At 64.7% G+C, this 25208-nt stretch carries 25 protein-coding genes; 14 read left to right on the plus strand and 11 right to left on the minus strand.

All coding sequences use genetic code 11. The annotated features are described in order from the left end of the window. Window positions 1-31 precede the first annotated feature (31 nt). The 4 genes from J1M86_RS07620 to J1M86_RS07635 all read left to right on the plus strand — a co-directional run bounded on the left by J1M86_RS07620 (window position 32) and on the right by J1M86_RS07635 (window position 4261). Complete coding sequence (locus J1M86_RS07620; protein WP_075839232.1) at window positions 32-1177, plus strand: NAD(P)/FAD-dependent oxidoreductase; 1146 nt, start codon at window positions 32-34, stop codon at window positions 1175-1177. Window positions 1178-1232: 55 nt separating this feature from the next. Beyond that, a complete protein-coding gene (ilvA, locus tag J1M86_RS07625) occupies window positions 1233-2390 on the plus strand; it encodes a threonine ammonia-lyase (protein ID WP_241259839.1) in 1158 nt (385 codons plus the stop codon). A 114-nt stretch (window positions 2391-2504) separates the two neighbouring features. After that, complete coding sequence (locus tag J1M86_RS07630) at window positions 2505-3473, plus strand: ATP-binding cassette domain-containing protein (RefSeq protein WP_206509404.1); 969 nt, start codon at window positions 2505-2507, stop codon at window positions 3471-3473. Continuing rightward, window positions 3470-4261 carry an ABC transporter permease gene (locus tag J1M86_RS07635; RefSeq protein ID WP_075839231.1) on the plus strand — a complete coding sequence of 264 codons (792 nt, stop codon included), beginning with the start codon at window positions 3470-3472 and terminating at the stop codon, window positions 4259-4261. Before J1M86_RS07630 ends, J1M86_RS07635 begins: the two co-directional genes overlap by 4 nt. Before the next feature lie 61 nt (window positions 4262-4322). On the opposite strand, the gene greA is transcribed toward J1M86_RS07635, so the two are convergent. Next, window positions 4323-4817, minus strand: coding sequence for a transcription elongation factor GreA (gene greA, locus J1M86_RS07640; RefSeq protein WP_075839269.1), 495 nt, complete (start codon window positions 4815-4817; stop codon window positions 4323-4325). Window positions 4818-5109: 292 nt separating this feature from the next. Then, entirely contained in the window at window positions 5110-5535 is a 426-nt protein-coding gene (locus tag J1M86_RS07645; protein WP_075839230.1) for a DUF4307 domain-containing protein, read from the minus strand. Between the two features lie 120 nt (window positions 5536-5655). Here J1M86_RS07645 and mca point away from each other — a divergent pair, with 120 nt between their 5' ends. From mca to J1M86_RS07660, 3 genes are read left to right on the plus strand one after another with little or no spacing between them, the layout of a single operon-like run. Further along, window positions 5656-6534 carry a mycothiol conjugate amidase Mca gene (gene mca, locus J1M86_RS07650; protein WP_187346743.1) on the plus strand — a complete coding sequence of 293 codons (879 nt, stop codon included), beginning with the start codon at window positions 5656-5658 and terminating at the stop codon, window positions 6532-6534. After that, the gene (locus tag J1M86_RS07655) at window positions 6531-6770 is read left to right on the plus strand and encodes a hypothetical protein (RefSeq protein ID WP_075839228.1); all 240 of its coding nucleotides are present in this window, start codon (window positions 6531-6533) and stop codon (window positions 6768-6770) included. The genes mca and J1M86_RS07655 overlap by 4 nt, the downstream gene beginning before the upstream one ends. A 3-nt stretch (window positions 6771-6773) precedes the next feature. Then, window positions 6774-8807, plus strand: coding sequence for a thioredoxin domain-containing protein (locus J1M86_RS07660; RefSeq protein WP_206509405.1), 2034 nt, complete (start codon window positions 6774-6776; stop codon window positions 8805-8807). Window positions 8808-8817: 10 nt separating this feature from the next. On the opposite strand, the gene J1M86_RS07665 is transcribed toward J1M86_RS07660, so the two are convergent. Then, window positions 8818-9483 carry a hemolysin III family protein gene (locus tag J1M86_RS07665; RefSeq protein ID WP_206509406.1) on the minus strand — a complete coding sequence of 222 codons (666 nt, stop codon included), beginning with the start codon at window positions 9481-9483 and terminating at the stop codon, window positions 8818-8820. 115 nt (window positions 9484-9598) lie between these two features. On the opposite strand from J1M86_RS07665, the gene J1M86_RS07670 reads away from it, so the two are divergent. Then, the gene (locus J1M86_RS07670) at window positions 9599-10381 is read left to right on the plus strand and encodes an isoprenyl transferase (protein WP_206509407.1); all 783 of its coding nucleotides are present in this window, start codon (window positions 9599-9601) and stop codon (window positions 10379-10381) included. A gap of 69 nt (window positions 10382-10450) precedes the next feature. Here J1M86_RS07670 and coaA read toward each other — a convergent pair whose 3' ends face one another. Next, window positions 10451-11383 (minus strand): type I pantothenate kinase, encoded by a 933-nt coding sequence (gene coaA / locus J1M86_RS07675; protein WP_075839267.1) that lies wholly within the window; start codon window positions 11381-11383, stop codon window positions 10451-10453. A gap of 151 nt (window positions 11384-11534) precedes the next feature. Between coaA and J1M86_RS07680 the strand changes: the two genes are divergently transcribed. From J1M86_RS07680 to J1M86_RS07690, 3 genes are all read left to right on the plus strand, one after another. Next, the gene (locus J1M86_RS07680; RefSeq protein WP_206509408.1) at window positions 11535-12725 is read left to right on the plus strand and encodes a DUF885 domain-containing protein; all 1191 of its coding nucleotides are present in this window, start codon (window positions 11535-11537) and stop codon (window positions 12723-12725) included. Between the two features lie 64 nt (window positions 12726-12789). After that, the gene (gene glyA, locus J1M86_RS07685) at window positions 12790-14073 is read left to right on the plus strand and encodes a serine hydroxymethyltransferase (protein WP_206509409.1); all 1284 of its coding nucleotides are present in this window, start codon (window positions 12790-12792) and stop codon (window positions 14071-14073) included. A 325-nt stretch (window positions 14074-14398) separates the two neighbouring features. Next, complete coding sequence (locus J1M86_RS07690) at window positions 14399-15724, plus strand: PhoH family protein (protein WP_206509410.1); 1326 nt, start codon at window positions 14399-14401, stop codon at window positions 15722-15724. A 44-nt stretch (window positions 15725-15768) separates the two neighbouring features. Here J1M86_RS07690 and J1M86_RS07695 read toward each other — a convergent pair whose 3' ends face one another. Then, a complete protein-coding gene (locus J1M86_RS07695; protein ID WP_307786567.1) occupies window positions 15769-16167 on the minus strand; it encodes a limonene-1,2-epoxide hydrolase family protein in 399 nt (132 codons plus the stop codon). Continuing rightward, window positions 16164-17762, minus strand: coding sequence for a serine hydrolase (locus J1M86_RS07700; RefSeq protein ID WP_241259845.1), 1599 nt, complete (start codon window positions 17760-17762; stop codon window positions 16164-16166). Before J1M86_RS07700 ends, J1M86_RS07695 begins: the two co-directional genes overlap by 4 nt. Before the next feature lie 130 nt (window positions 17763-17892). On the opposite strand from J1M86_RS07700, the gene J1M86_RS07705 reads away from it, so the two are divergent. Further along, on the plus strand, window positions 17893-18750 hold the full coding sequence (locus tag J1M86_RS07705) for an acyl-ACP desaturase (RefSeq protein WP_206509412.1): 858 nt from the start codon (window positions 17893-17895) through the stop codon (window positions 18748-18750). An 88-nt stretch (window positions 18751-18838) separates the two neighbouring features. Here the strand turns inward: J1M86_RS07705 and J1M86_RS07710 are convergent, their stop codons facing one another. Continuing rightward, a complete protein-coding gene (locus tag J1M86_RS07710; RefSeq protein WP_075840312.1) occupies window positions 18839-20242 on the minus strand; it encodes a class II fumarate hydratase in 1404 nt (467 codons plus the stop codon). Window positions 20243-20286: 44 nt separating this feature from the next. Further along, a complete protein-coding gene (gene glpX, locus J1M86_RS07715; RefSeq protein ID WP_075840313.1) occupies window positions 20287-21327 on the minus strand; it encodes a class II fructose-bisphosphatase in 1041 nt (346 codons plus the stop codon). 123 nt (window positions 21328-21450) lie between these two features. Here glpX and J1M86_RS07720 point away from each other — a divergent pair, with 123 nt between their 5' ends. After that, window positions 21451-22023 carry a DUF4245 domain-containing protein gene (locus tag J1M86_RS07720; RefSeq protein ID WP_206509413.1) on the plus strand — a complete coding sequence of 191 codons (573 nt, stop codon included), beginning with the start codon at window positions 21451-21453 and terminating at the stop codon, window positions 22021-22023. On the opposite strand, the gene J1M86_RS07725 is transcribed toward J1M86_RS07720, so the two are convergent. From J1M86_RS07725 to J1M86_RS07735, 3 genes are read right to left on the minus strand one after another with little or no spacing between them, the layout of a single operon-like run. After that, window positions 22020-22238 (minus strand): exodeoxyribonuclease VII small subunit, encoded by a 219-nt coding sequence (locus J1M86_RS07725; RefSeq protein WP_075840315.1) that lies wholly within the window; start codon window positions 22236-22238, stop codon window positions 22020-22022. The genes J1M86_RS07720 and J1M86_RS07725 overlap by 4 nt on opposite strands. Before the next feature lie 11 nt (window positions 22239-22249). Next, window positions 22250-23476, minus strand: coding sequence for an exodeoxyribonuclease VII large subunit (xseA, locus tag J1M86_RS07730; RefSeq protein ID WP_206509414.1), 1227 nt, complete (start codon window positions 23474-23476; stop codon window positions 22250-22252). After that, complete coding sequence (locus J1M86_RS07735) at window positions 23473-24096, minus strand: lipid droplet-associated protein (RefSeq protein WP_206509415.1); 624 nt, start codon at window positions 24094-24096, stop codon at window positions 23473-23475. Before J1M86_RS07735 ends, xseA begins: the two co-directional genes overlap by 4 nt. An 85-nt stretch (window positions 24097-24181) precedes the next feature. Here J1M86_RS07735 and J1M86_RS07740 point away from each other — a divergent pair, with 85 nt between their 5' ends. After that, window positions 24182-25192 (plus strand): 4-hydroxy-3-methylbut-2-enyl diphosphate reductase, encoded by a 1011-nt coding sequence (locus J1M86_RS07740; RefSeq protein ID WP_206509416.1) that lies wholly within the window; start codon window positions 24182-24184, stop codon window positions 25190-25192. Window positions 25193-25208: the final 16 nt, after the last annotated feature.

Genomic DNA, 25208 nt, shown 5'->3' on the forward strand with positions numbered 1-25208 from the left:
CAACGTGTTCTTTTCTGGTAGAGATCTTCACATGACGATCGTGATCGCGGGAGCGGGACTGGCAGGACTACGGACGGCGCAGGAGGTGCGCAAGCTCGGGTACGACGGGGAGGTGGTGCTCGTCGGCGACGAGAATCACCTCCCGTACGACAGGCCGCCACTGTCGAAGGAAGTCATCCGCGGTGAACGAGACGACACGACCTTCGAAACCGAGGACTATTTCACCGAGCACAAGATCGATCTGCGGCTCGGATCGCCTGTCGCCTCGGTCGATCCCGCTGCGCGGCGGCTGAAACTCGCCGACGGCACCGCGCTCGACTACGACCACCTCGTCGTCGCGACCGGACTGCGGCCGAGGAAGTTGGCGTCGCTACCCGATCTTGCGGGCGTGCACGTACTTCGGTCCCGCGACGACGCCGACGCGCTGCGACGCGATGCCGCCTCTGCGTCCAAGGCGGTGGTGATCGGTGCCGGCTTCATCGGCTGCGAGCTCGCGGCCGGCTTGCGGCATCTCGGTGTCGACGTCGTCCTGGTCGAACCGCAGGCAACTCCGCTGGCGTCGGTACTCGGGCCCGAGGTGGGTGCGCTGATCGCCAGGCTGCACACCGAGGAAGGGGTCGAGCTGCGCACCGGGGTCGGCGTCGAGTCGTTGCGCGGCACGGACCGAGTCACCCACGTGGTCACCACCGATGGTGCGGAGCTCGAGGCCGATGTCGTCGTGGTCGGAGTCGGGTCGACACCTGTCACCGACTGGCTCGAGGGCTCGGGTGTCGAGCTCGGCGACGGCGTCCTGGCCGACTCCGTGGGACGCACGAGCGATGAACACATCTGGGCGGTCGGCGACGTTGCGGCGTGGAATGACGGCGCCCACAGCACCCGCGTCGAGCACTGGAGCAATGTAGCGGATCAGGTGCGGATCATGGTTCCTGCGATGCTCGGTTCCGAGCCCGGTCCGTCACGTCCTCGGGTGCCGTACTTCTGGAGTGATCAGTATGACGTCAAGATCCAGGCGCTGGGCACGCCGTCGAGCGAAGATTGTGTCGAAATCGTCGAGGACGACGGTCGAAAGTTCCTGGCATACTACGTTCGTGACGGAATTCTTACGGCTGTCGTCGGTGGGGGCAAGGCTGGTGCGGTCATGAAGATGCGCGCCAAGATCGGTTTGCCGCGTGAATGATGCCCGCCTGAGCGCCGCGGACATCACCGATGCCGAGACGCTGCTGAGGCCGGTGATGCGCCGGACCCCGGTCGTCGCCTCACGCATTCTGTCCGATCTCACCGGACACGAGGTCCGACTCAAGTGCGAGAACCTGCAGCGCACAGGTTCGTTCAAACCACGCGGTGCATACTTCCGGATCGCCCGACTGTCCGCGGCGGAACGTGCGGGAGGTGTGGTCGCCGCAAGTGCGGGAAACCACGCACAGGGCGTCGCCTGGGCCGCCACACAGCTGGGTATATCGGCGACGGTGTTCATGCCGACGGGTGTGTCGTTGCCGAAGTTGGTGGCCACCAAGGCCTACGGCGCGGATGTGACACTCGTCGGGACAACCGTCGACGAGGCATTGACGAGCGCACGCGATTTCGCCGACCGCACCGGCGCCACCCTCATTCACCCGTTCGATCACATCGACATCGTCGCCGGGCAAGCAACTCTGGGCGCCGAGGTGCTCGAGCAGATGCCGGAGGTCGGCACGATCGTGGTTCCGACCGGGGGCGGAGGACTGCTCGCGGGCGTCGCCGCGGCCGCGCACCTGCGTAAGCCCGGAGTGCGGATCATCGGCGTCCAGGCCGAGGGGGCAGCCGCCTGGCCTGCCTCTCTCATCGCAGGTCACCCGATCGCCGCCGAGGCGATGTCGACGATGGCCGACGGTATCGCGGTAGGCCTTCCGGGGACCGTGCCGTTCGCGCATGTGACGGACTGGGTCGACGATGTGGTGACGGTCAGCGAGGATGCGTTGTCGCGCGCGTTGCTGCTGTGCATCGAACGCGCGAAACTGATCGTCGAACCGGCCGGTGCTGCCGCCGTGGCGGCACTGATGACCCGCGACGACCTTCGACTCGAAGGCCCGGTCTGCGCGGTTCTGTCCGGCGGAAACATCGACCCGTTGCTCCTGACGCACGTCATCACCCATGGCCTCCGCGCGGCGGGCCGCTATCTGGCAGTGCGTGCGACGATTTCGGATCGACCGGGTGGTCTGCTCGACCTGCTGGGAGTGGTGAAGCAACACGGCGCCAGCGTCGTCGACGTCGTCCATTCCCGCACCGGGGGACAGTTGGGACTCGAGGAAGTCGATGTGATGTTGACCGTCGAAACCCGCGGGCCGGTGCACCGCCAGGACGTGCTCGAAGCCCTCGCTGCCAGCGGATATGTCGTCTCCATCGCGCCCTGACGGGCGCGTCGCCGTTTCGGCGCGGATGGCAGGGCCGGCGTCCGACCGGTTAATCTTCGACGGGTTTCGAGTCTGCTTCTATGCACAGCACCGAACGGAAATGGGGAGCACAGTATGGCGAACGCCATCGAAGTCGAGAATCTGGTACTCGAGTACGGCAAGAACATCGCTCTGAACGGCGTCAGTTTTCAGGTGCCGGAGGGCACGGTGCTCGGCGTACTCGGGCCCAACGGCGCAGGAAAGACTACTGCGGTGCGCATTCTCGCAACGCTGCTCAAGGCCACATCGGGGACGGCGAAGATCCACGGCGTCGATGTGGGGGACAAGCCCAACGATGTCCGAAAGATGATCGGGCTGACCGGACAGTTCGCGGCCGTCGACGAATATCTGACGGGGTACGAGAACCTGGAGATGGTCGGCAGGCTCTTCGGCCTGAAGAAGTCCGAAGCTCGCCAGCGCGCCGACGAGTTGCTGGCTCGCTTCGATCTCGAATACGCGCGCGACCGGACGGCGAAGCAGTACTCGGGAGGTATGCGTCGCCGGCTCGATATCGCCGCCAGCCTCATCGGTCGACCGAAGGTCGTCTTTCTCGACGAACCCACCACCGGGCTGGATCCGCGAAGCCGAATGGGTATGTGGGACTTCATCGGCGACCTGGTGAAGGACGGAACGACCATACTTCTGACGACGCAGTACCTGGAGGAGGCCGATCGCCTGGCGGACAAGATCATCGTCCTCGACAAGGGGTCGATCATCGCCGAGGGCACGGCCGACCAGCTCAAGTCCCAGGTGGGGGGTGAGCGGGTGGAGTTCGTGCTGACGGACCCCGCGGACCATCACCGGGCGGTCGAGATCCTGACGCCCATCGGGCTGGACGTACCCACCTACGACGCACAGACACGCCGAATCAGTATGCCCGTCGGCGGCGGCGCCGACGACCTCACCACCGCGCTGCTCGGCTTCAAGCAGGCGAATATCTCGGTTGTCGACGTCGGACTGCGGCGACCCAATCTCGACGATGTGTTTCTCACCCTCACCGGTCATACCGCCGAGGTCGACGTAGTAGCGGAGGAAGAGAAATGAGCGTTGCTCGCGATTCCCTGATCATCACCAAGCGAAACCTGATCAAGCTCAAGCGCGTTCCCGATCTGCTGTTCTTCGCCACGCTGTCGCCGATCATGTTCGTGCTGCTGTTCGCGTACGTGTTCGGTAGTGCCATCGACATTCCCGGAGTGGACTACAAGAGCTTCTTGATGGGCGGAATCTTCGTCCAGACCATGATCTTCGGGGCCACTATCACCGGGTCCTCGCTCGCCGAAGACCTGCAGAAGGGCGTGATGGATCGATTCCGATCGCTGCCGATGGCACGCTCGGCCGTCGTGATCGGTAGAACCGCAGCCGATGTCGGCAACAACATCGTCACCATCACCATCATGTCGATCACCGGACTCATCGTGGGATGGCGAATCACCTCGTCGTTCTTCGAAGCGCTCGCCGGGTACGTGTTGCTGCTGCTGTTCGCGTACTCGATCTCGTGGGTCATGGCGTACATGGGATTGCTGGTTCGCTCGCCCGAGCTGTTCAACAATGCATCGTTCATCGTCATCTTCCCGCTGACGTTCATCGCCAACACGTTCGTGCCGATCGACAACTTCCCGACCGTGCTCAAGGTGATCGCCGAGTGGAATCCGATCTCCTCGACGGTGCAGGCGGTGCGTGAACTCTTCGGCAACACGAACCCGCTGGCACCGGCGCCGGATGCGTGGCCGCTGCAGAATCCCATCCTCTACACATTGATCTGGGTCGTACTGTTCCTCGTCATCTTCGTGCCGCTGTCGGTGCGCAAGTACGAGAAAACCCTCACTGCCTGAGGACGTAAGAAAAGAACCCCCGGCCGCAAGCGGCCGGGGGTTCTTTCTTCGAACACGAAGTTTACGTGTGGTACGGCTCAGCGCTGATCAGCGTGACCTTCATCGTCTTGCCGTTGGGCAGCGAGTACTCGCGGGTGTCGCCGACCTTCGCGTCGATGAGCGCACCGCCGAGAGGCGAGCTGGGGGAGTAGACCTCAAGCTTGCCGTCACGCGCACCTTCTTCGCGAGTCGCGATGAGGAAGGTCTCGGTATCGGACTCGTCACCGTCGTAGTACACCTTCACGACGGATCCGGGCAGCGCCACACCGGACTGAGTCGGGGCTTCGCCGACCTTCGCCGAGTTGAGCAGTTCCTGAAGCTGTCGGATGCGCGCTTCCTGCTGGCCCTGCTCCTCGCGTGCAGCGTGGTAGCCGCCGTTCTCTTTCAGATCGCCCTCTTCGCGTCGCTCGTTGATTTCGGCGGCGATGACCGGGCGATTGGAAATGAGTTGGTCGAGTTCGCTCTTGAGCCTGTCGTGGGATTCCTGGGTTAGCCAGGTCACCTGGGTCTCGGTCATCTCGATCACTCCCTTGTAGTCGAAGCCGCGGTGGGCTCCCGGTCTGTTGCTGACGAACGCACGAATATGCGGGAAGACCCGAACCCGGTCATATCGCGGGCCCGACTCTCGCTCACGGTCATTTCGCAAGTTCCATTTCGCTCCGGAACCTGGGATCGGCCCGCTTCCTGAGCCGCCGCAGCGAGGGTGCATTCTCGGCACCGTCAACCGTCACTCCGGCCGTCAATGCAGCAATACACGGCTCCAGTTCGGAACCGTGTACCGGCTTATCTTACCACGGGGCAGCGAGCAGTCAGCTGGCCCGTAAATATTCGGGAACGTTCGTGCTGCATCCGTAGACATCACCCACAGCGGGTGGTTGGGAGGTCCGCACGATGGACGTCACCGAGATTTCTCGGGCCGACGAGCCCGGTACGAGAAGCTCGCGTCTGCCGGTTTCCGACCCGTCACGAGAGCGGGCCCGCACGATGCACACCACGTCGCGCTCCGAATCCGGACGCGTGACGCTGAAGGTGATGGACAATGTGCTGTCGTCGACCAGATCGAATGTCAGGGCCGTGGCCTCGACATCGGCGACCGCGAAGCGTTGATATCCGACGAATGCAATACCCAGTCCGACGACAAGCACGAGCGCCAACAGAAGCGTCTGGATGCGTCGGCTGACAGGGCGGCGCGACGCCGACGCCGGATAGCGGCCCTCGGGGAGCGTGGCAGTCATACGAACTTTCGTCGTGAGCGGAACCTTCGTGGTCTACGGCAGCCGGTGCGCGCTGTGTCGGTGCCAAGTGGAACTATAGGGGGAGGGGAAGAATCAGGCGAAGCTGAGGTGAGGAAGATCGTGAGCGGACTACGGCTCATGGCGGTGCACGCCCATCCCGACGACGAGTCGAGCAAGGGCGCTGCGACGACGGCTCGATACGCGGCCGAGGGAAACGATGTGCTCGTGGTGAGCCTCACCGGCGGTGAACGAGGAGACATCCTCAATCCGGCGATGGACATCCCGGGGGTTCACGAACGCATCCAGGAGGTGCGTCGCGAGGAGATGGCGGAGGCGGCGCGCATCCTCGGCGTCGGGCACACGTGGCTCGGCTACATGGACTCCGGTCTTCCCGAGGGCGATCCACTGCCACCGCTACCCGAGGGCTGTTTCGCCCTCGTGCCGCTGGAGGAGTCGACCGAGGCGCTCGTGAAGGTGATCAGGGACTTCAAGCCGCATGTGATCACCACATACGACGAAAAGGGCGGTTATCCGCACCCCGATCACATCCGTTGCCACGAGGTGTCGGTTGCCGCGTTCGAGGCGGCGGGGGATCCGGAGAAGTTCCCGGACGCGGGTGAGCCGTGGACGCCGCTCAAGCTGTACTACTCGCACGGCTTCCTGCGTAAACGGATGCAGCTGTTCAACGACTGGTTCGTCGATCGGGGTGAGGAAAGCCCGTTCGTCGACTGGCTCGCGCGCTGGAGCAGCGATCGTGACGAGATCATGGAACGCATCACCACCCAGGTCACGGTCGGTGAGTACTTCGGGCAGCGCGACGATGCGTTGCGCGCGCATGCGACGCAGATCGACCCCAACGGCGCGTTCTTCGCGGTCCCGGTCGAGGTACAGCAGAAGCTGTGGCCGACCGAGGAATACGAGCTCGCTCGCACGCGGGTGAAGACGTCGATCCCGGAGACGGATCTGTTCGCCGGCATCGAGTCGGAGAAGTCCGAGTGATCGTCTCACTGTTGGCCCAAGGTGCCCCGGGCCCGGAGTTCGGTAAATCCTCTCCCATCGGTCTGGTCATCATCGTGGCGTTGCTCCTGGGCACGGCGCTGCTGATCTGGTCGATGAACAAGCAGATCAAGAAGCTGCCGGACACCTTCGAAAAGGAGGATCCGACGCCCGATCAGGAGCTCGACGAAGGTACCGACCGGGGTGCGGTTCGAAAGCCCGAGCGCGACGAGAGCTGAACGGTGACCGGCCGCAACACCCTCGGCGATTCGACGAGTCCGTATCTGCGTCAGCACGCCGATAATCCGGTGCACTGGCAGCAGTGGACGGCCGAGGCGTTGCAGTCCGCGCGCGACCGCGACGTTCCGATTCTGCTTTCCATCGGGTACTCGGCGTGCCACTGGTGCCACGTCATGGCGCACGAGTCGTTCGAGGACGAGGCCACCGCGGCTGCGATGAACGCGGGGTTCGTCTGCATCAAGGTCGACCGCGAGGAGCGGCCCGACCTCGACGCGGTGTACATGAACGCCACTGTCGCAATGACGGGTCAGGGCGGCTGGCCGATGACGTGTTTCCTCACCCCGGACGGTGAACCGTTCTACTGCGGCACCTACTACCCGCCGCGTCCGCTCGGCACACTGCCGTCGTTTCCTCAGCTGCTGGACGCGATCACCGAGACGTGGACGACCCGTCGCAGCGAAGTGTTCGACGCCTCCGCCGCGATCACCACCGCCCTGCGCGAGAACTCCGGACGGCTGCCGGCATCGGAGCGTTCGATCGACGCAGACCTGCTCGCCGAGGCAGTCGCGTCTGTGCTCGGTGACGAGGACCTCGAATTCGGTGGTTTCGGTGGTGCCCCGAAGTTCCCGCCTGGCGCGTTGCTGGAAGGTCTGCTTCGCCACCACGAGCGCACCGGATCATCCGAGGCGCTGTCCGCCGCGAGTCGGACCGCGGACGCGATGGCCAGGGGTGGAATTCACGATCAGATCGGCGGCGGCTTCGCTCGGTACTCCGTCGACGCCGAATGGATCGTTCCGCACTTCGAGAAGATGCTCTACGACAATGCCCTGCTCCTGAGGTTCTACGGTCATCTCGCGCGTGTCACCGCCGACCCACTTGCCACAGACTCACTGGCGATCCGGGTCGCCGACGCCACCGCGGATTTCATGCTGCGCGAACTCCGCACCGAAGCAGGCTGTTTCGCGTCCGCCCTCGACGCCGACACCGAGGGGGTCGAGGGGTCGACCTACGTGTGGACCCCGGAGCAGTTGGTCGAAGTTCTCGGGTTCGAGGACGGTGTGTGGGCCGCCGGTCTCTTCGCCGTCAGCAGTGCCGGCACGTTCGAAGGCGGGACGTCAGTGTTGCAGCTGCCGGAGGATCCGGAGGATGCCGAGCGGTTCGAGCGCGTCTGCCGGAACCTGATGGCGGCGCGTGATGGTCGCCCGCAACCCGGCCGCGACGACAAAGTGGTGACGGCCTGGAATGGGCTTGCCGTGACCGCCCTCGCCGAGACCGGCGCGGCACTGGGACGCCCCGACTGGATCGACGCTGCCGTCGAATGCGCCGAGCAGATCTTCGCCACCCACTTCGAGCACGGCCGACTGCGGCGTGCCTCCCTTGGAAGCCATGTCGGTGACGCGACGGGAGTGCTCGAGGATTACGCATGCATGGCCGTCGCGTCGTCGACGTTGTTTCAGGTGACCGGTGAACAGGTGTGGGTCGAGCGTGCCCAGCAACTTCTCGACGCGGCGATCGAGCACTTCGCCGACCCCGCCCACCTGGGCAGTTGGTTCGATACAGCCGACGACGCCGAAGCTCTGGTCACCCGGCCACGGGACCCGTTGGACAATGCGACACCGTCGGGTGCCTCGACCATCACCGAAGCTTTGCTGACGGCAGCCACGCTCGTCCCGGCCGATGACGCCGCCCGTTACAGCGAACTGGCAGCAGCGGGGCTGGCGGTCGCGGCCATCGTGCTCGAGCGCTCACCGCGTTCGGGAGGACACTGGTTGACCGTCGCCGAAGCATCCGTGCGCGGCCCTCTGCAGATTGCCGTCTCGACAGCTACGTCCGGGGCGGAAAGCCCGCTCCTGACGGTTGCCCGCAGACATGCTCCCGGCGGAACCGTCGTGGTCGCGGGCGTCGTCGATTCGGCACCGCTGCTGGCGGATCGGCCCATCGTCGACGGCCGGGATGCCGCGTACGTGTGCCGAGGCTTCGTCTGCGACCGGCCGGTTACTACCGAGCTCGAACTCGTCGAGGCACTCCAGCGCTGAAATCTGGCAGCTAGAACAGGACCAACCACACGGCAACGAGGTGGCAGACCGCCGCGAGCACGGTGGATGCGTGGAAGAACTCGTGAAAACCGAACGTCGTCGGCCAGGGGTTGGGCCACTGGGTGGCGTACAGGATCGCGCCGATGCTGTACAGAATTCCGCCGGCGAGTAGCAGTAGGAACGGCGCGTAGCCGACCTGGTCGATGAGTGCTGGTGCGACCGGGACGATGGCCCAGCCGAGGATGAGGTAGAGCGGAACACCGACCCAGCGCGGGCCCTGCGGCCACAGCATCTTCAGTGCGACGCCGCCGAGGGCGCCCGCCCACACCACGATCAGCAATGTCCGGCCGGTGTTCTCAGGTAAGCCCAGCACTGCGAACGGGGTATAGCTGCCCGCGATGAACACGAAGATCATCGAGTGATCCGCCCGCTTCATCCACATGCGGTGCGATGGGTTGCTCCACTGCACGCGGTGGTATGTCGCACTGACTCCGAAGACGCCACAGACGGTGATCGCGTACACAGTCGTCGCGATTCCCGCACTGACCGACACGAGAGTGAAGGCGAGGGTCACCAGAACGATCCCGGAGACGACTGCCACGCCGAAGGCGTACAGGTGAATCCAGCCGCGCATACGAGGTTTGACGGGCAGCTCGTTCAGACCGAACATCGTCATGCGGATGACCTCCTCTGCGCGCGGCGAACCTACGCTCCCGTAGGTTCGCCGCTCACTCTACCGGTGAGTAGAGCGGAAGCGGCGGCGTAAGGTTGTCCTCCGTGGTGATGTCTCGGTGAAGATTCTCCCGACCAAGGTTCGCGGCGTTCTGTACAACGTGTACGAGCGTCGTTTGCTGACGCAACTCGACGGTGTGGCGCATCCGCGTCACGTCGCTGTGATGTGCGACGGAAACCGGCGATGGGCGCGGCAGAACGGTTTCACCGACGTCGCGCACGGGCACCGGATGGGTGCGCTGAAGATCGCGGAGATGCTGAGTTGGTGTGACGCTGCGGGTATCGAAATGGCGACGATCTATCTGTTGTCGACCGAGAACCTCCAGCGCGACCCCGACGAACTGGACGCACTGCTGGAGATCATCACCGACGTCGTAGAGGAAATCTGCGGCCCTGGCCAGAACTGGGGCGTCAAGATCGTCGGAACGCTCGACCTGCTGCCGGCCGCGACTGCGCGGCGCCTGAAGGAAGCAGCCGAACTGACCTCGGGGCGCACCGGCACGCACGTCAACGTCGCCGTCGGATACGGCGGTCGGCAGGAGATCGCCGATGCCGTGCAATCGCTGGTGGGCGACAAGATCGCCGAGGGGCTCACCGGTGAGGAGTTGGTGCGATCGATCGACGTCAGCGGCATCGACGGCCACCTCTACACCTCCGGGCAGCCGGACCCCGATCTGGTGATCCGCACGTCCGGCGAACAACGGCTCTCGGGCTTCCTGCTGTGGCAGAGCGCATACTCCGAGATCTGGTTCACCGAGGCGTACTGGCCCGAGTTCCGGCGAGTCGACTTCCTCCGGGCCCTCCGCGATTACGCCGCCCGGCACCGGCGGTTCGGCGCTTAGGCGCTTCGCGCATGTGCGTGGAAATACATAGAGGGCTATGTATTTTCACTCACATGCGCCGCCAGGCGCCTACAGCTTCCGCAACCGAAGTCTGTTGATGGCGTGGTCGTTGTCCTTGCGCAACACCATCGTCGCGCGCGGCCGCGTCGGGAGGATGTTGTCCACCAGATTCGGCAGGTTGATCGAGTGCCACAGATCCTCGGCAGCGATGCGGGCATGCTCGTCGGACAGATTCGCGTAATGATGAAAGTGTGCCTCGGGGTTGGCGAACGAGGTCTTCCGCAATGCCAGGAAACGCTTGACGTACCACGCCTCGATATCCTCGATCCGCGCGTCGACGTAGATCGAGAAATCGAACAGATCCGACACCATCAGTCGCGAACCGGTCTGCAACACATTGAGGCCCTCGACGATGAGGATGTCCGGCTGACGCACCATGTGGAACTGGCCCTTGACGATGTCGTACGAGACGTGCGAGTACACCGGGGCGGCCACCTCCTCCGCGCCGGACTTGACCTCGGTGACGAAGCGCAGCAGCTTGCGTCGGTCGTAGCTCTCCGGGAACCCCTTGCGATGCAGAATCCCTCGCCGCATGAGTTCCGCCGTCGAATACAGAAACCCGTCCGTGGTGACCAGGTCGACGCGCGGATGATGCTCCCAGCGGGCGAGCAGTGCCTGCAGCACGCGGGCGGTCGTGGATTTTCCGACGGCCACACTTCCGGCGACCCCGATCACGAACGGAACCTGACGATCGGGGTGCTTCTCGCCGAGGAACGTCGCAGTTGCCGCGAACAACCGCTGTCGGGCCGCGACCTGAAGGTGGATTAGACGGGCGAGCGGAAGGTAGACCTCGGCGACCTCGTCGAGATCGATCTGCTCACCGAGTCCACGAAGCCCGACCAGTTCCTCCTCGGTGAGAACCAGCGGCGTGGACTGCCGGAGCATGCGCCACTGCGCTCTGTCGAACTCGACATAGGGGCTGGACTCGCTCATTGACGACACCACGCGATAGGCATGACGCGGTGGCCCAGCAGGCGTGAGCTCCGAAGGAGCGCGAGTCGCATGACTTCAGATTGTGCTCGCTGGCACCGTGACTCGCTCGGGCGGGGTCATTCCGCAGGCTCCATTCGCGCAACCATTATCGTCGGGTGTCATGAACGCCGACTCTCTCGTTGATGAATATCTCCTCCTCGGTCTGAGTTTCGACCGGCTCGAGGAAGGCTTCGTCGACGCCTATACCGGCGACCCCGAGTTGCGTTCTCGCACCGAGAACGCGCCCGCACCGGAGCCGCGTGCCCTCGCACGCAAAGCCGCCGACCTGCGCGCGGCGATCGCCGATACCGACCTGCCGGCTCAACGCGCCGAATTCATCGATGTGCACCTGCGGGCACTGGAATGCTCCGGACGCAAGTTCGCCGGCGAGGACATCGGCTTCGTCGACGAAGTGTTCGCCTACTTCGATGTGCAAATCGAACCGGGCAACCAGGACGACTACCGGGACGCGCACCGCCGGATGGACGAGGTCCTGTCGGGGCCGGGAACCCTGGCCGAACGGCTGGCGGCGCATCGCGCAAGTGACGTTGTCCCCGCCGATCGGCTCCAGGATTGCGTCGACGCCTTCTCTAGCGCACTGCGCGACCGAGTGCGCGCGGAGTACACGCTGCCGGAGTCCGAACAGGTGAACTACGAGGTCGTCGGCGACAAGCCGTGGTCGGGTTTCAACTACTACCTCGGCAACTTCACCTCCACCGTGGCGATCAACTCCGACCTGGAGCAGCAGATGGCAAGCCTGCCGCATCTGATCGCGCACGAGGCGTACCCCGGCCACCACACCGAACACTGCAGAAAAGAGGCCGGTCTCGTCGCCGCGGGTCAGCGCGAACAAACACTGTTCCTCGTCAACACCCCGCAATGCCTGATGGCCGAGGGGCTCGCCGATCTAGCGCTGAAGTCGATCGTCGGACCCGGGTGGGGCTTGTGGGCGCAGGAGATCTACGCCGATCTGGGGTTGCGCTTCGACGGAGAGAAGGCGGAACGGCTCTCGGAGGCCTCGGGTCAGCTTCTCGGCGTGCGTCAGGACGCAGCGCTGCTGCTGCACGATCAGCACCGCAGTCACGACGATGTGGCCGCATACCTCGAGAGGTGGGCGTTGGCCTCGCCGAAGCGGGCCCGTCAGAGCCTGAAGTTCCTCTCCTCCCCGCTGTGGCGGGCGTACATCAGCACTTACGTCGAGGGTTACAAGCTTCTCGGCGGCTGGCTGGACCAGGGCGTGACGGTGGCCGATCGGTCCGCTCTCTTCGGCAGGCTGCTCGACGAACCCCTCATTCCGAGCGCGCTTAGGTGACGGACGAGCGCGTCTTCTAAACTGTCCAGGTCCACCTTGCTGCGTTCTCTTGGAGACCCCCTTTATGACTGACGTCAACAACCTGTCGCTCGCCGAACTCGACCCCGAGGTCGCCGAGGCGCTGGCGGGTGAGCTCGGCCGTCAGCGCGACACCCTCGAGATGATCGCGTCCGAGAACTTCGTGCCCCGCGCGGTGTTGCAGGCTCAGGGCAGCGTGCTGACCAACAAGTACGCCGAGGGATACCCGGGTCGTCGCTACTACGGCGGCTGCGAGCACGTCGACGTCGTGGAGGACCTCGCGCGCAACCGCGCCAAGGAGCTCTTCGGCGCCGAGTTCGCCAACGTCCAGCCGCATGCAGGTGCGCAGGCCAACGCCGCAGTGCTGATGGCACTGATCAACCCCGGCGACAAGATCATGGGCCTCGATCTCGCGCACGGCGGTCACCTCACACACGGCATGAAGCTCAACTTCTCCGGCAAGCTCTACGAGGTCGAGTCGTACGGCGTCAGCAAGGAAGACCACCGCATCGACATGGACGAGGTGCGCAAGCAGGCCGTCCAAGCCAAGCCGCAGGTACTCATCGCAGGGTGGTCGGCATACCCTCGTCACCAGGACTTCGAGGCTTTCCGCTCCATCGCGGACGAGGTCGGCGCGCTCCTCTGGGTCGACATGGCGCACTTCGCCGGGCTCGTCGCCGCCGGTGTGCACCCCTCGCCTGTCCCGTACGCGGACGTCGTGTCCACCACTGTCCACAAGACCCTTGGCGGCCCTCGCTCCGGCATGATCCTGGCGAAGAAGGAGTGGGCCAAGAAGCTCAACTCCGCGGTGTTCCCCGGCCAGCAGGGCGGACCGCTGATGCACGCCATCGCCGCCAAGGCCGTCGCTTTCAAGATCGCCGCGACGCCCGAATTCAAGGAACGTCAGGAGCGCACCCTGCTCGGCGCGTCGTTGCTGGCCGAGCGTCTGAACGGCGCCGATGTCGCCGAGAAGGGCATCTCCGTCCTCACCGGCGGCACCGACGTGCACCTCGCGCTCGTCGACCTGCGCAACAGTTCGCTCGACGGCCAGCAGGCCGAGGATCTGCTGCACGAGGTCGGCATCACCGTAAACCGCAACGCTGTTCCGTTCGACCCCCGGCCGCCGATGGTCACCTCCGGCCTGCGCATCGGGACCGCGGCACTGGCGACTCGCGGCTTCGGCGAAGCCGAGTTCACCGAGGTAGCCGACATCATCGGCACCGCCCTCGCCACCGGTGAAGCCAGCGATGCGCTCAAGGAACGCGTCGTCAAGCTCGCCCAGAGCAAGCCGCTGTACGACGGACTCGAGGACTGGGGTCTGCTGGGCTAGCTCGTTTGACGCATGAATGGGCCATCGCAACGGTTAGACGGTTGCGGTGGCCCATTCATGCGTCGAGGGGCCTGCGTCCCGGGCACGGTTAACGCGTTGTTCACCGACACGCCCCGCAGTCGGGAAGCCGATCCTTGGTTTTGGCGGTAGCGTCGGCAGCAACAGACAGCGGGGAAGCTGCCTGTGCGGGAGGTTCTGATACGTGACTGAGCAAGTGAGCGCGAGAGGGCCGGCACCCGGTCCTCGTGTCAACTGACACTTCGGGACCGACCGGCCGAGCGATATGTACGTCCGCGCGGTGCCGCGCCGGACATAGGAGCCCCACGTGACCACTTCACGCTCCGTTTCCGCCCCTTTCCGGACATTCGTGCTCGATACCTCGGTGCTGCTGTCGGACCCTTGGGCAGTCATTCGTTTCGCCGAGCACAATGTGGTCCTTCCGCTGGTGGTCATCAGCGAACTGGAGGGTAAACGCCATCATCATGAGCTCGGATGGTTCGCGCGGGAATCCTTGCGCATGCTCGACGACCTCCGTGTCGCGCACGGGCGTCTCGACCAGCCGGTTCCTATCGGAACAGACGGTGGCACACTGCAAGTCGAGCTCAATCACACCGATCCTGCAGTCCTGCCGGTCGGATTCAGGACCGACTCCAACGACTCGCGGATCCTTGCCTGTGCACTGAACCTGGCGGCCGAAGGCAAAGACGTCGTATTGGTCAGCAAGGATATTCCGCTTCGGGTCAAGGCAGGTGCAGTCGGACTCCCCGCCGACGAGTATCACGCACACGACGTGGTTCCGTCCGGCTGGACGGGCATGGCCGAGCTCGAGGTTCAGGCCAGCGACATCGACCAACTCTTCGCCGACGGCGTCGTCGACCTCGATGGTGCTCGAGAACTGCCCTGCCACACGGGCGTTCGTTTGCTCGGTGGACGATCGTCTGCGCTCGGTCGGGTCACTCCGGACAAGCAAGTCCAGCTGGTACGCGGTGAGCGTGAAGCGTTCGGTCTGCATGGTCGGTCCGCGGAACAGCGTGTTGCGCTTGATTTGCTGCTCGACGAGAGCATCGGAATCGTCTCACTCGGCGGCAAGGCGGGTACCGGTAAGTCTGCGCTCGCACTGACCGCCGGGCTCGATGCGGTGTTGGAGCGCCGGACACACCGGAAAGTCATTGTGTTCCGACCCCTCTACGCGGTCGGCGGTCAGGAGCTCGGTTACCTGCCCGGTAGCGAAAGCGAAAAGATGGGGCCGTGGGCGCAGGCGGTCTTCGACACCCTCGATGGCCTGGCAAGCCCGGAGGTGATGGAGGAGGTCATCGCGCGCGGAATGCTGGAAGTGTTGCCGCTGACGCATATTCGCGGTCGTTCCCTGCACGATGCGTTCGTGATCGTCGACGAGGCGCAGTCCCTCGAACGCAACGTATTGCTGACGGTTCTCTCCCGCCTCGGCAGCGGCTCACGCGTCGTGCTCACCCACGACGTCGCGCAGCGCGACAACCTGCGCGTCGGACGGCACGACGGCGTCGCCGCCGTGATCGAAAAGCTCAAGGGGCACCCGCTTTTCGCGCACATCACCTTGACCCGCAGTGAGCGTTCCCCGATCGCCGCGTTGGTGACCGAGATGCTCGAAGAGTTCGGTCCCGCAGGCGCCTAGCGGCACATGTGAGTGGAAATACATGTCCCAGTGTGTATTTCCACTCACATGGCGCGGAACGCGCCCTTCACGAGACCTTTGAAGAAGTCGACGTTGTCGAAGTAGTCGCGCCACACGACGATCTTGCCGTCGCGGACCTCGAAGGTCCCGCACACCCAGAACTCGATTCGCAACCTGCGCCAGATCAGCACATCGGTGCGTTCGGTGAGCACGACGTCCCCATTCGCGGCAATGTTGTGCATCACGGCCTCGAAGCCGTACTGCGGCTTGTTGAACAACCGCATGAACTTGCCGACCCGGGAGATACCGCGCACTTTGGGCATACCGACGTTGTGCCACACCACGTCCTCACCCAGTCGCGCGATGACGTCGTCGAAATCGCCCCGGTTTGCCGCGTCGAACATGCCCTGCACGGCTGCTGCCGCCTGCAGTGTCTCGGTCACTTGGTGAATCGCCCCATCCCATTCTTGTCGAAGAACTCGAGGGTAACCGTATCGCCGCTGAAGGTAGCCTGCGATATCGATCCATCGGGGGCATTCTCGCCGGTCGGCACGAAGGTGAACGTATCGCCGTCCCAGTGGGTGAGTTCGAAGGACGTCGCATCCGGTCCGAGCGAGAGCATCAGTGCGCCGCCGGCTTCCTCGACGGTAGCCGGACCCCAGAATTCGTTCTGATATACCCCGGCGTACGACGGTAGCGGCCGCGCGGGGGTGGGGTTTTCCGGTGCGGTTGCATCGACCAGTTCGCCTTCGGGATCGCTCATCGATGCAAATGCACCCTGGTACAACGTCCGCCAGTCCTCGCGGACCTCGCCGAACTGTACGAGATCGGCGAACTCGGCGGTGAGTGTCTCGGCGAGACCGATCGGTGCGGCGTTGGTCAACGCGACGATCGCCACGTCCAGCGAGGGAATCCACAGGAAGTTCGTGCCCGCGCCCAGGGCGAACGCTCCAGAGTGACTCACCGTCGTGCGCCCCGCGGCGTTCGTCGAGACATTGAACCCGTAGCCGTAGAACCCGGCGCGCGTATCGGGCGTCGACGACGGGCTCGACACGATCTGCGCCGTCACGGCGGGGATCAGTGCATCGGCGTCGACGATCTGGGTGCCGTCGTACACTCCCTCCTCGGTAAGCATCGTCATCCATGCGGCCATGTCGTTCGCCGAGGAGCTGACCCCGCCCGCCGGCGTCTGCGCGTCGGGCTCGCGCTGGTATTTCGCCTCGTACTCGCCGTCCGCGAGCACGTGCGGGACGGCTCGATTCTCGCGGTCGATGTAGTCGGAGAACCGCGAACTCGTCGATGTCATCCCGAGGGGTCCGTAGAGGGCGTCCTGGCTGAGCGTCTCCCAGTCTTTGCCCGACGCCTGCGCTACGGCCTCGGCCGCTGCCGTCACACCGAAGTTGGTGTAGTTGTAAGTCGACCGGAACGGATCGAGGGGTATTTCGCGAAGGCGTTCGAGCACTTGCCGACGGTCGTATCCGAGATCCTCGAGCAGGTCGCCTGCGTGGCTGGGCAGGCCGCTGCGGTGGGCATAGAAGTCGCCGACGGTGACATTGCTGGTCACCCACGGGTCCGACAGCGCAAACCACGGGAGCTCCGAACTCACCGGAGTCGACCAGTCGACGACACCGGCTTCGACCTGCGAGGCGACGACGGTCGAACCGACGGGCTTGGACAAGGAAGCGAGCTGGAAGACGGTGTCACCGTCGACGGACTCGTCCGTACCGACTTCTCGCACGCCGAAGCCCTCCGAATACACCACCTCGCCGTCGTGCACGACAGCGACGGCCATGCCGGGAATGTTGGATGACTCCATCAGTTCCTGGGCGATGCCGTCGAGCTGCCCGACGGCATCGTCGATGCGTCCGTCGGGCACGTCGACTCCCGACACTTGGCCGGGCGAGAGTTCGGAGTCCGCGGTCGGCGGCGGTGAAGACGTGGACGGTTCCTCGGATTCGGTCGAATCCGAGGAACATCCTGCCGCGACAATCATGATCGTCGCGGCAGCAAGAGACAGCAGTTTTCGGCCAGACCGCATCATCGCGAGCCCTCTCCTCGAAGTGAGTAGCTGCACAGAGCTTAGACCTGCAGAGATGCAGTTTTGGGAGAAATCACAGACGTCAGGGGCCCGAACTCGGCGGGCACGTCGAGAAGATACGGTTGCGGGTATGCCTACGAACATGACGGACGGCGACCTGTTGCTCCAACTGGAGCCTGCCGTAGAAGAGACACTGCGTCGTCACATCGAAGAAGCCGAGGACTGGCATCCCCACGACTTCGCGCCGTGGGATGACGGACGGAACTTCGCCTTCCTCGGCGGAGAGGACTGGTCTTCGGAGCAGTCGCACCTCAGCGACGTGGAAATACTGTCGGCAACGGTGAGCATTCTCGTCGCCGACAACCTGCCGTCCTACCATCGCGAGCTCGCCCGGGCGCTCACCGACCTCGGGGCATGGTGGCGGTGGACCGGACGCTGGACGTCGGAGGAGAACCGTCAGGCGATCGTCCTGCGCGACTACATGGTGCTCACCCGCGCGGTGGATCCCGTCGCTCTCGAGCGGGTGCGCATGGAGGAGATGACCAGAGGTTACGACGCCCCCAGCCTGCACGTTCTCGACATCCTCGCGGAATTCGCGCTCATCGAGACATCGGCGACGGTGCGCAACAACAACACCATCGCACTCGGCGGCGACGAGGTGCTCGCAAAGATTCTGTCGAAGATCGTCGTCGACGACACGCGTCAGGCCGAGGTGTTCGCCAAGATCGCCGACGAGGCATTCGGTGTCGTTCCGGACCAGATGGCGCGTGCGATCGCCGATCGTATCCAAGGCTTCGCCATCCCCGTCGTCGACCTGCCGAGCAAGGCCAACAGCACCGAGGCGCTCGCCGCTGCGGGGATCTACGACGAGGACCAGCAGCGCGAGAAGGTGTTCAAGCCTGTTCTGGCGCGGTGGAACTTCTTCGACCGTGACGACCTCGGCGACGAGGGCAAGAAAGCTCGCGACGAGATCGCTCACTTGGCCTGAGTGCGCCCCACCGCTTGGCATGAATGGGCCATCGCAACCGTCTGACCGTTGCGATGGCCCATCCATGCGATGGGGGCCAGCTAGCTGACTAGTCCTTGACCTTCGCCATGGCCAGCACGTCCAGGCGCTTGTCGAGCTCTTCCTCGCTCAGCTTGTCGCCGATGAGTCCGCGGTCGATTACGGTCTGACGGATCGTCTTCTTTTCCTTCAACGCCTGCTTGGCGACGGCAGCTGCTTCCTCGTAGCCGATCGCGGAGTTCAGCGGCGTCACGATGGACGGCGAGGACTCGGCGAGTGTCTTGAGGCGATCGGTGTTCGCTTCCAGCCCGACGATGCACTTGTCGGCGAACAGCACCGAGACGTTGGCGAGCAGTTTGAACGATTCGAGAACGTTGCGTGCCATCATCGGGATGTACACGTTCAACTCGAAGGCACCCGACGCGCCGCCGAATGCCGTTGCCGCGTCGTTGCCGACAACCTGAGCTGCCACCTGTGTAACAGCCTCGGGGAGAACCGGATTGACCTTGCCGGGCATGATGGAGCTACCCGGCTGCAGGTCGGGGAGGGTGATCTCGCCGAGCCCGGTGAGCGGTCCCGATCCCATCCAGCGAATGTCGTTGGCAATCTTGGTCAGTGACACCGCGATGGTGCGCAGCGCGCCCGAGGCCTCGACGAGTCCGTCGCGCGCGGCCTGGGCCTCGAACGAGTCCTTCGCCGCGGTCAGTGCATCGATGCCGGTCGACTTGACCAGTTCCGCAACGACTTTGGGGCCGAAGCCGTCGGGAGCGTTGAGGCCGGTGCCGACGGCGGTGCCGCCGATGGGCAGCTCGCCCAACCGAGGCAGGGTCGCTTCCACACGCTCGATGCCTGCTTCGATCTGACGTGCGTAGCCGCCGAACTCCTGGCCGAGCGTGACAGGCACGGCGTCCATGAGGTGCGTGCGACCGGACTTCACGACGGTCTTCCACTCGGTCGCCTTGGCTGCCAGAGCCCCGTGTAGGTGCTTCAGTGCCGGCACGAGCGAGGTGACCGCAGCTTCGGTGGCCGCGACGTGGGTGGCCGTCGGGAAGGTGTCGTTGGACGACTGGGACATGTTGACGTGGTCGTTGGGGTGCACCTCGACGCCGTTCGCCTTCGCGATGGAGGCGATGACCTCGTTGGCGTTCATGTTGGAGCTGGTGCCCGAACCGGTCTGGAAGACGTCGATGGGGAACTGATCGTCGTGCTTGCCGTCGGCGATTTCGGTGGCGGCAGCGACGATGGCGTCGGCGAGGGTGCCGTCGAGCAAGCCCAGGTCCTTGTTGACCTGCGCGCAAGCCGCCTTGAGCAGACCCATCGCGCGGATCTGAGTGCGCTCGAGTGGGCGACCGGAGATCGGGAAGTTCTCGACCGCACGCTGAGTCTGTGCACGCCAGAGGGCGTCGATCGGAACGCGTACCTCTCCCATGGTGTCGTGCTCGATGCGGTACTGCTGTTCGTCTGTCTGCGTCATGAGCCTTACTTTGCCAGTCGTTGGGTCGGTTGGGGTTTCGAGGCTTAGAAGGACGGGATGGCGCCGGAGGTGTCGCCGTCGAAATTGACGGACGAGTACTCCTTCAACTTGTTGAGCTGGTGGTACGCGTCGATCATGCGGACGGTGCCGGACTTCGAGCGCATCACGATCGACTGAGTGTGCGCGCCGCCACCGGAGTACCGGACGCCCTGGAGCAGGTCGCCGTCGGTGACGCCGGTCGCGGTGAAGAAGACGTTCTCGCCCGAGACCAGGTCTTCGGTGGACAGGACCCGATCCAGGTCGTGTCCGGCGTCGATCGCCTTCTGGCGTTCGTCGTCGTCGGTCGGAGCCAGCATGCCCTGGTGAGCGCCGCCCATGCAGCGCATGGCGGCAGCCGCGATGATGCCCTCGGGAGTTCCGCCGGTACCCATCAGGATGTCGATGGGCGAGGTGGGTCGGGCGGCGGCGATAGCACCGGCGACGTCACCGTCGGAGATCAGGCGAATACGGGCGCCGGTATCGCGCACCTGCTGGATGAGCTCGGCGTGCCGGGGCCGGTCGAGGATGCACACCGTGACGTCGGAGGTGGATCCCTTCTTGATCTTGGCGACCCGGGCGATGTTCTCCGCGACCGGTGCCGTGATGTCGATGGCGTCGGCGAAGTCGGGTCCGACGGCGATCTTCTTCATGTAGAAGACAGCGGACGGGTCGAACATCGCGCCGCGCTCGGCGACTGCCAACACCGAGATCGCGTTCGGCATGCCCTTGGCCATCAAGGTGGTTCCGTCGACGGGGTCGACGGCGAAGTCGCACTCGGGGCCGTTGCCGTTGCCGACCTCTTCCCCGTTGTAGAGCATCGGCGCTTCGTCCTTCTCACCTTCGCCGATGACGACGACTCCGCGCATAGAAACCGAGCTGACCAGCTGACGCATGGCGTCGACGGCTGCTCCGTCGCCACCTTCCTTGTCGCCGCGACCGACCCAGCGTCCCGAGGCGAGCGCACCGGCCTCGGTGACGCGTACGAGTTCGAGGGCGAGGTTGCGATCTGGCGCCATGGCGCGAGTGGACTCGGTGCTGGCCGTCATCGGTTTGTAGCCTCCTGGTAGGTGGGGTGTTACCCAGTGGCGATTATCTCATTGGCGAAGCTACGGGTGGGACGGAGGGCATGCGCCGACAGAGCTCCGTCGTCGAGTGGGGATACTGGTGCTGTGGCGAACAGCAAACCCCGGATCCTCAACAACAACCGCGACATGGTGTGGTCACTGATTCCGCTTGTGATCGCATGCCTGTTGATAGCCGGCATCGCCAGCCAGTGCACGCTCAGCCCGGGTGGCCCCACACAGGGACCCATCCCGAACTTCGATGTCGACGCGGCGCTGCAGTTCGACGCGACCCAGCTCGATTTCCCCATTCGCAATCCGCAGGTCCCCGCGGACTGGACGCCCAACTCGGGTAGCAGCCGGACGATCTCGGGGGATCAGGGCGGGGACGTGAGCAACGTCGGATACATCTCCGACTCCGGCCGCTACAACAGGTTGACTCAGTCCGATGCGAGCGAGACCGTACTGGTCCGGTACGTGGTGGAGGGCGAGGAACGCTACCCATCGGGGACCGAGACGGTCGACGGCACCGAGTGGGTGGTCTACGAGCGTCAGGGCGACGAACCGGTGTGGGTCACCGACCTCGATGACGTGCGTCTGCTCATCACCGGCAGCGGGACCGCCGAGGAATTCACGACGCTCGCTGCCGCGACGACGAGCGCCGAACCCCTGACGCCCTAGCTGTCTTCCTTCGCGATGTGCGCAAGGGCATTCTCGACTCGCTTGCGTGCTCCGGCCAGGTGCTCCTCGCACCGAGTGGCCAGAAGTTCGCCGCGCTCCCAGAGAGCGAGGGAGGCGTCGAGATCCAACCCGCCTTGTTCGAGCACCTTGACCACGTCGACCAGTTCGTCGCGCGCGGCCTCGTAACCCATCTCGGACACAGGTGTATCGCTCATTGTTGATCCTCCTATCGGACTTTGCCCATGACGGCCGCCGTGACGGCACCGTCGGCCACTCTTACTCGGATCTGCGTTCCCGGCGGCGCGTCCTCCGCCGAACGCAGTACTTCGGGATCGCCGCCGGCGACCATACGCTGCACGACGGCGTAACCGCGCGCGAGTGTCGCCGCGGGACCGAGAGTTTGCAGTCGCGCACGCAGGTGCAGGGCGAGGGTGTCCTGCTTGGCGAGTTCGCGAAGCACGTCCCGACGACCGGCGTCGACCAGTCTTTCGATCTCTTCGCCTCGCTGATCGATGCCCGCGACGGGGTCGGCGAGCGCTGGGCGGTGCCGGATCATCTCCAGTCCGCGTGCTTCCCGTGCCACCCAGTTGCGCAGGGCGGCGGCGGTCCGCGACCGCAGATCGGCAACGAGATTCTGCTCCGCGACCGCGTCGGGGACGACCAGTTTGGCCGCGTCGGTCGGCGTCGCCGCTCGTAGATCTGCGACGTGATCGCTGAGCGGACTGTCCGGTTCGTGACCGATCGCGCTGACGATCGGCGTGGTGGCTTTGGAAATCGCGCGGCACAGCGCCTCGTCGGAAAACGGCAACAGATCCTCGACGCTGCCGCCGCCGCGAGCCAGCACGATGACGTCGACGCCCTCGTCTGCGTCGAGTCTCTCCAGAGCGCTGAGGATTGCCGGAACTGCCGTCGGGCCCTGGACAGGTGTGTGCTCGACGGCGAAGCGCACCGCGGGCCAGCGTCGTTGCGCGACGGTCAGCACGTCGCGCTCCGCAGCGGAAGCTCGCGCAGTGATCAGTCCGATCGTGCGTGGAAGGAAGGGCAGTGGCCGCTTGAGCCGGGGATCGAACAGTCCTTCCGCCGCAAGCAGTGCCCGTAGCCGTTCGATCCTGGCCAGCAGCTCCCCGACGCCAACTGCGCGGATGTCGGTCGCGCGCAGCGATACGGTCCCGCGGCCGGTGTAGAACGACAGCTTCCCGTAAAGAATCACCCGCACCCCCTCGGTGAGGGGGACGGGTGAGCGGTCGAGCAACTGAGGTGAGCAGGTCACCGACAGGGACATGTCGGCAGACGGATCCCGAAGCACGAGAAATGCCGTCCTCGTGCCCGGTCGCGCATTGATCTGGGTCAGCTGGCCCTCGACCCAGACGCTACCCAGCCGGTCGATCCACCCCGCGACTTTCATCGCGACGGTCCGTACCGGCCATGGTTCTTCGGCGGTACTGGCGGTCACTTTGCTTTCGCAGTGGTGATTCGGTTCTCGAGCATCGTCAGGAACGGCGCGCGACCCAGTGAAGCGCTCTCGTATGCGCGGAGGGTCTCGAGATCGTCGAGCGAGAGGCTCCGCAGACGTGCCCGCAGCTGTGCCAGCGCGAGGGTGTCGTAATCGACCAGTTCGACGATCTCGGGACGATCGACGGCGACTGACGGTCCCGACTGCGCTGCGGCCTCGGCTTCGGAGGCGATGCCGTTGGGTGGTGTCGAGTACAGCGCGAACCTGCCGGTCGCGGCGGGTGCCTCGCGATCAGGCACGTCGACGTCGCCGTTGGTGAGGTCGGGGAGATCAGCGGGCGGAAAGTCGCGGCCCGGCCCGGCGTCCTCATCGTCATCGAAAACCGCCCACGACGGCTGCGCCTCGTCCGGAGTGCCGATGATGGGCAGGACGGCGATGATTTGGTCGCCCTTGATGGCCAGCGCCGTGACCTGCTGCTGGAACCGCATCGTGCCCGCCAGAACCTCGCTGACCACAGTCATCGGAAAGGTGACGGCAGTGTTGGGGAGCTTGCGAGCTTCCTCGACGACGGTCACAGCCACACCGGCAGCGACACGTGCAGCAAACGGGACACGAGTCATGCGCACCACCATGCCTGAAGTCGGCACGTTTGGGTAGCCGACATGCTCATCGGTGAGGTGCGGCTAGGACCAGTATCCTATTGGTATGTCTTCGGCTGTCCCCTTGAATCTCGGAATCACACGTCCATCGGGCGAGGCTGCCGCTTCGTACTCGGGCGCCAAACGTGTACTCCTCGCCGAGCCTCGCGGCTACTGCGCAGGAGTCGATCGAGCCGTCGAGACGGTCGAGAAGGCACTCGAAAAGCACGGTGCGCCCGTCTACGTCCGCAAGGAGATCGTGCACAACAGGCACGTCGTGGAGACGTTGGCCGACCGCGGTGCCGTGTTCGTCGAGGAGACCGACGAGGTCCCCGAGGGGTCCCTTCTGGTGTTCTCCGCGCACGGCGTGTCGCCCGCTGTGCACGCCTCGGCCGCTGAGCGGCAGTTGCGCACCATCGACGCAACCTGCCCGTTGGTCACCAAGGTGCACCAGGAAGCCAAGAGATTCGCGCGTGACGACTTCGACATTCTGCTCATCGGTCACGAGGGACACGAGGAAGTCGAGGGCACTGCAGGCGAAGCCCCAGAGCATGTCCAGCTCGTGGACGGTCCTGATGCTGTGGACCAGGTGACGGTGCGCGATGAGAACAAGGTGATCTGGCTGTCGCAGACCACGTTGAGTGTCGACGAGACCATGACCACCGTGGCGCGCCTGCGCGAGCGTTTCCCGACTTTGCAGGATCCGCCGAGCGACGACATCTGCTACGCGACACAGAACCGTCAGGTGGCCGTCAAGACGATGGCTCCCGAATGCGATCTCGTCATCGTCGTCGGATCACAGAACTCGTCCAACTCCGTTCGATTGGTCGAGGTTGCCCTGACGGCAGGAGCGAGGGCCAGCTATCTGGTGGACTACGCCAAGGACGTCGATACGTCCTGGCTCGACGGCGTCACCACCGTCGGTATCACCTCGGGAGCGTCCGTACCGGAGATCTTGGTGCAGGGCGTCATCGACCTGCTCGCGGACCATGGGTTCGCGGACGTTCAGCCGGTGACAACGGCGAACGAGACGCTGGTCTTCTCGCTACCGCGCGAGCTACGCCCCGCCAAAGCCTGACGAAGTCTCACGTAGC

The sequence above is a fragment of the Rhodococcus sp. KRD197 genome (genome assembly GCF_017168235.1).
In the GTDB taxonomy this organism is placed as follows: Bacteria; Actinomycetota; Actinomycetes; order Mycobacteriales; family Mycobacteriaceae; genus Rhodococcoides.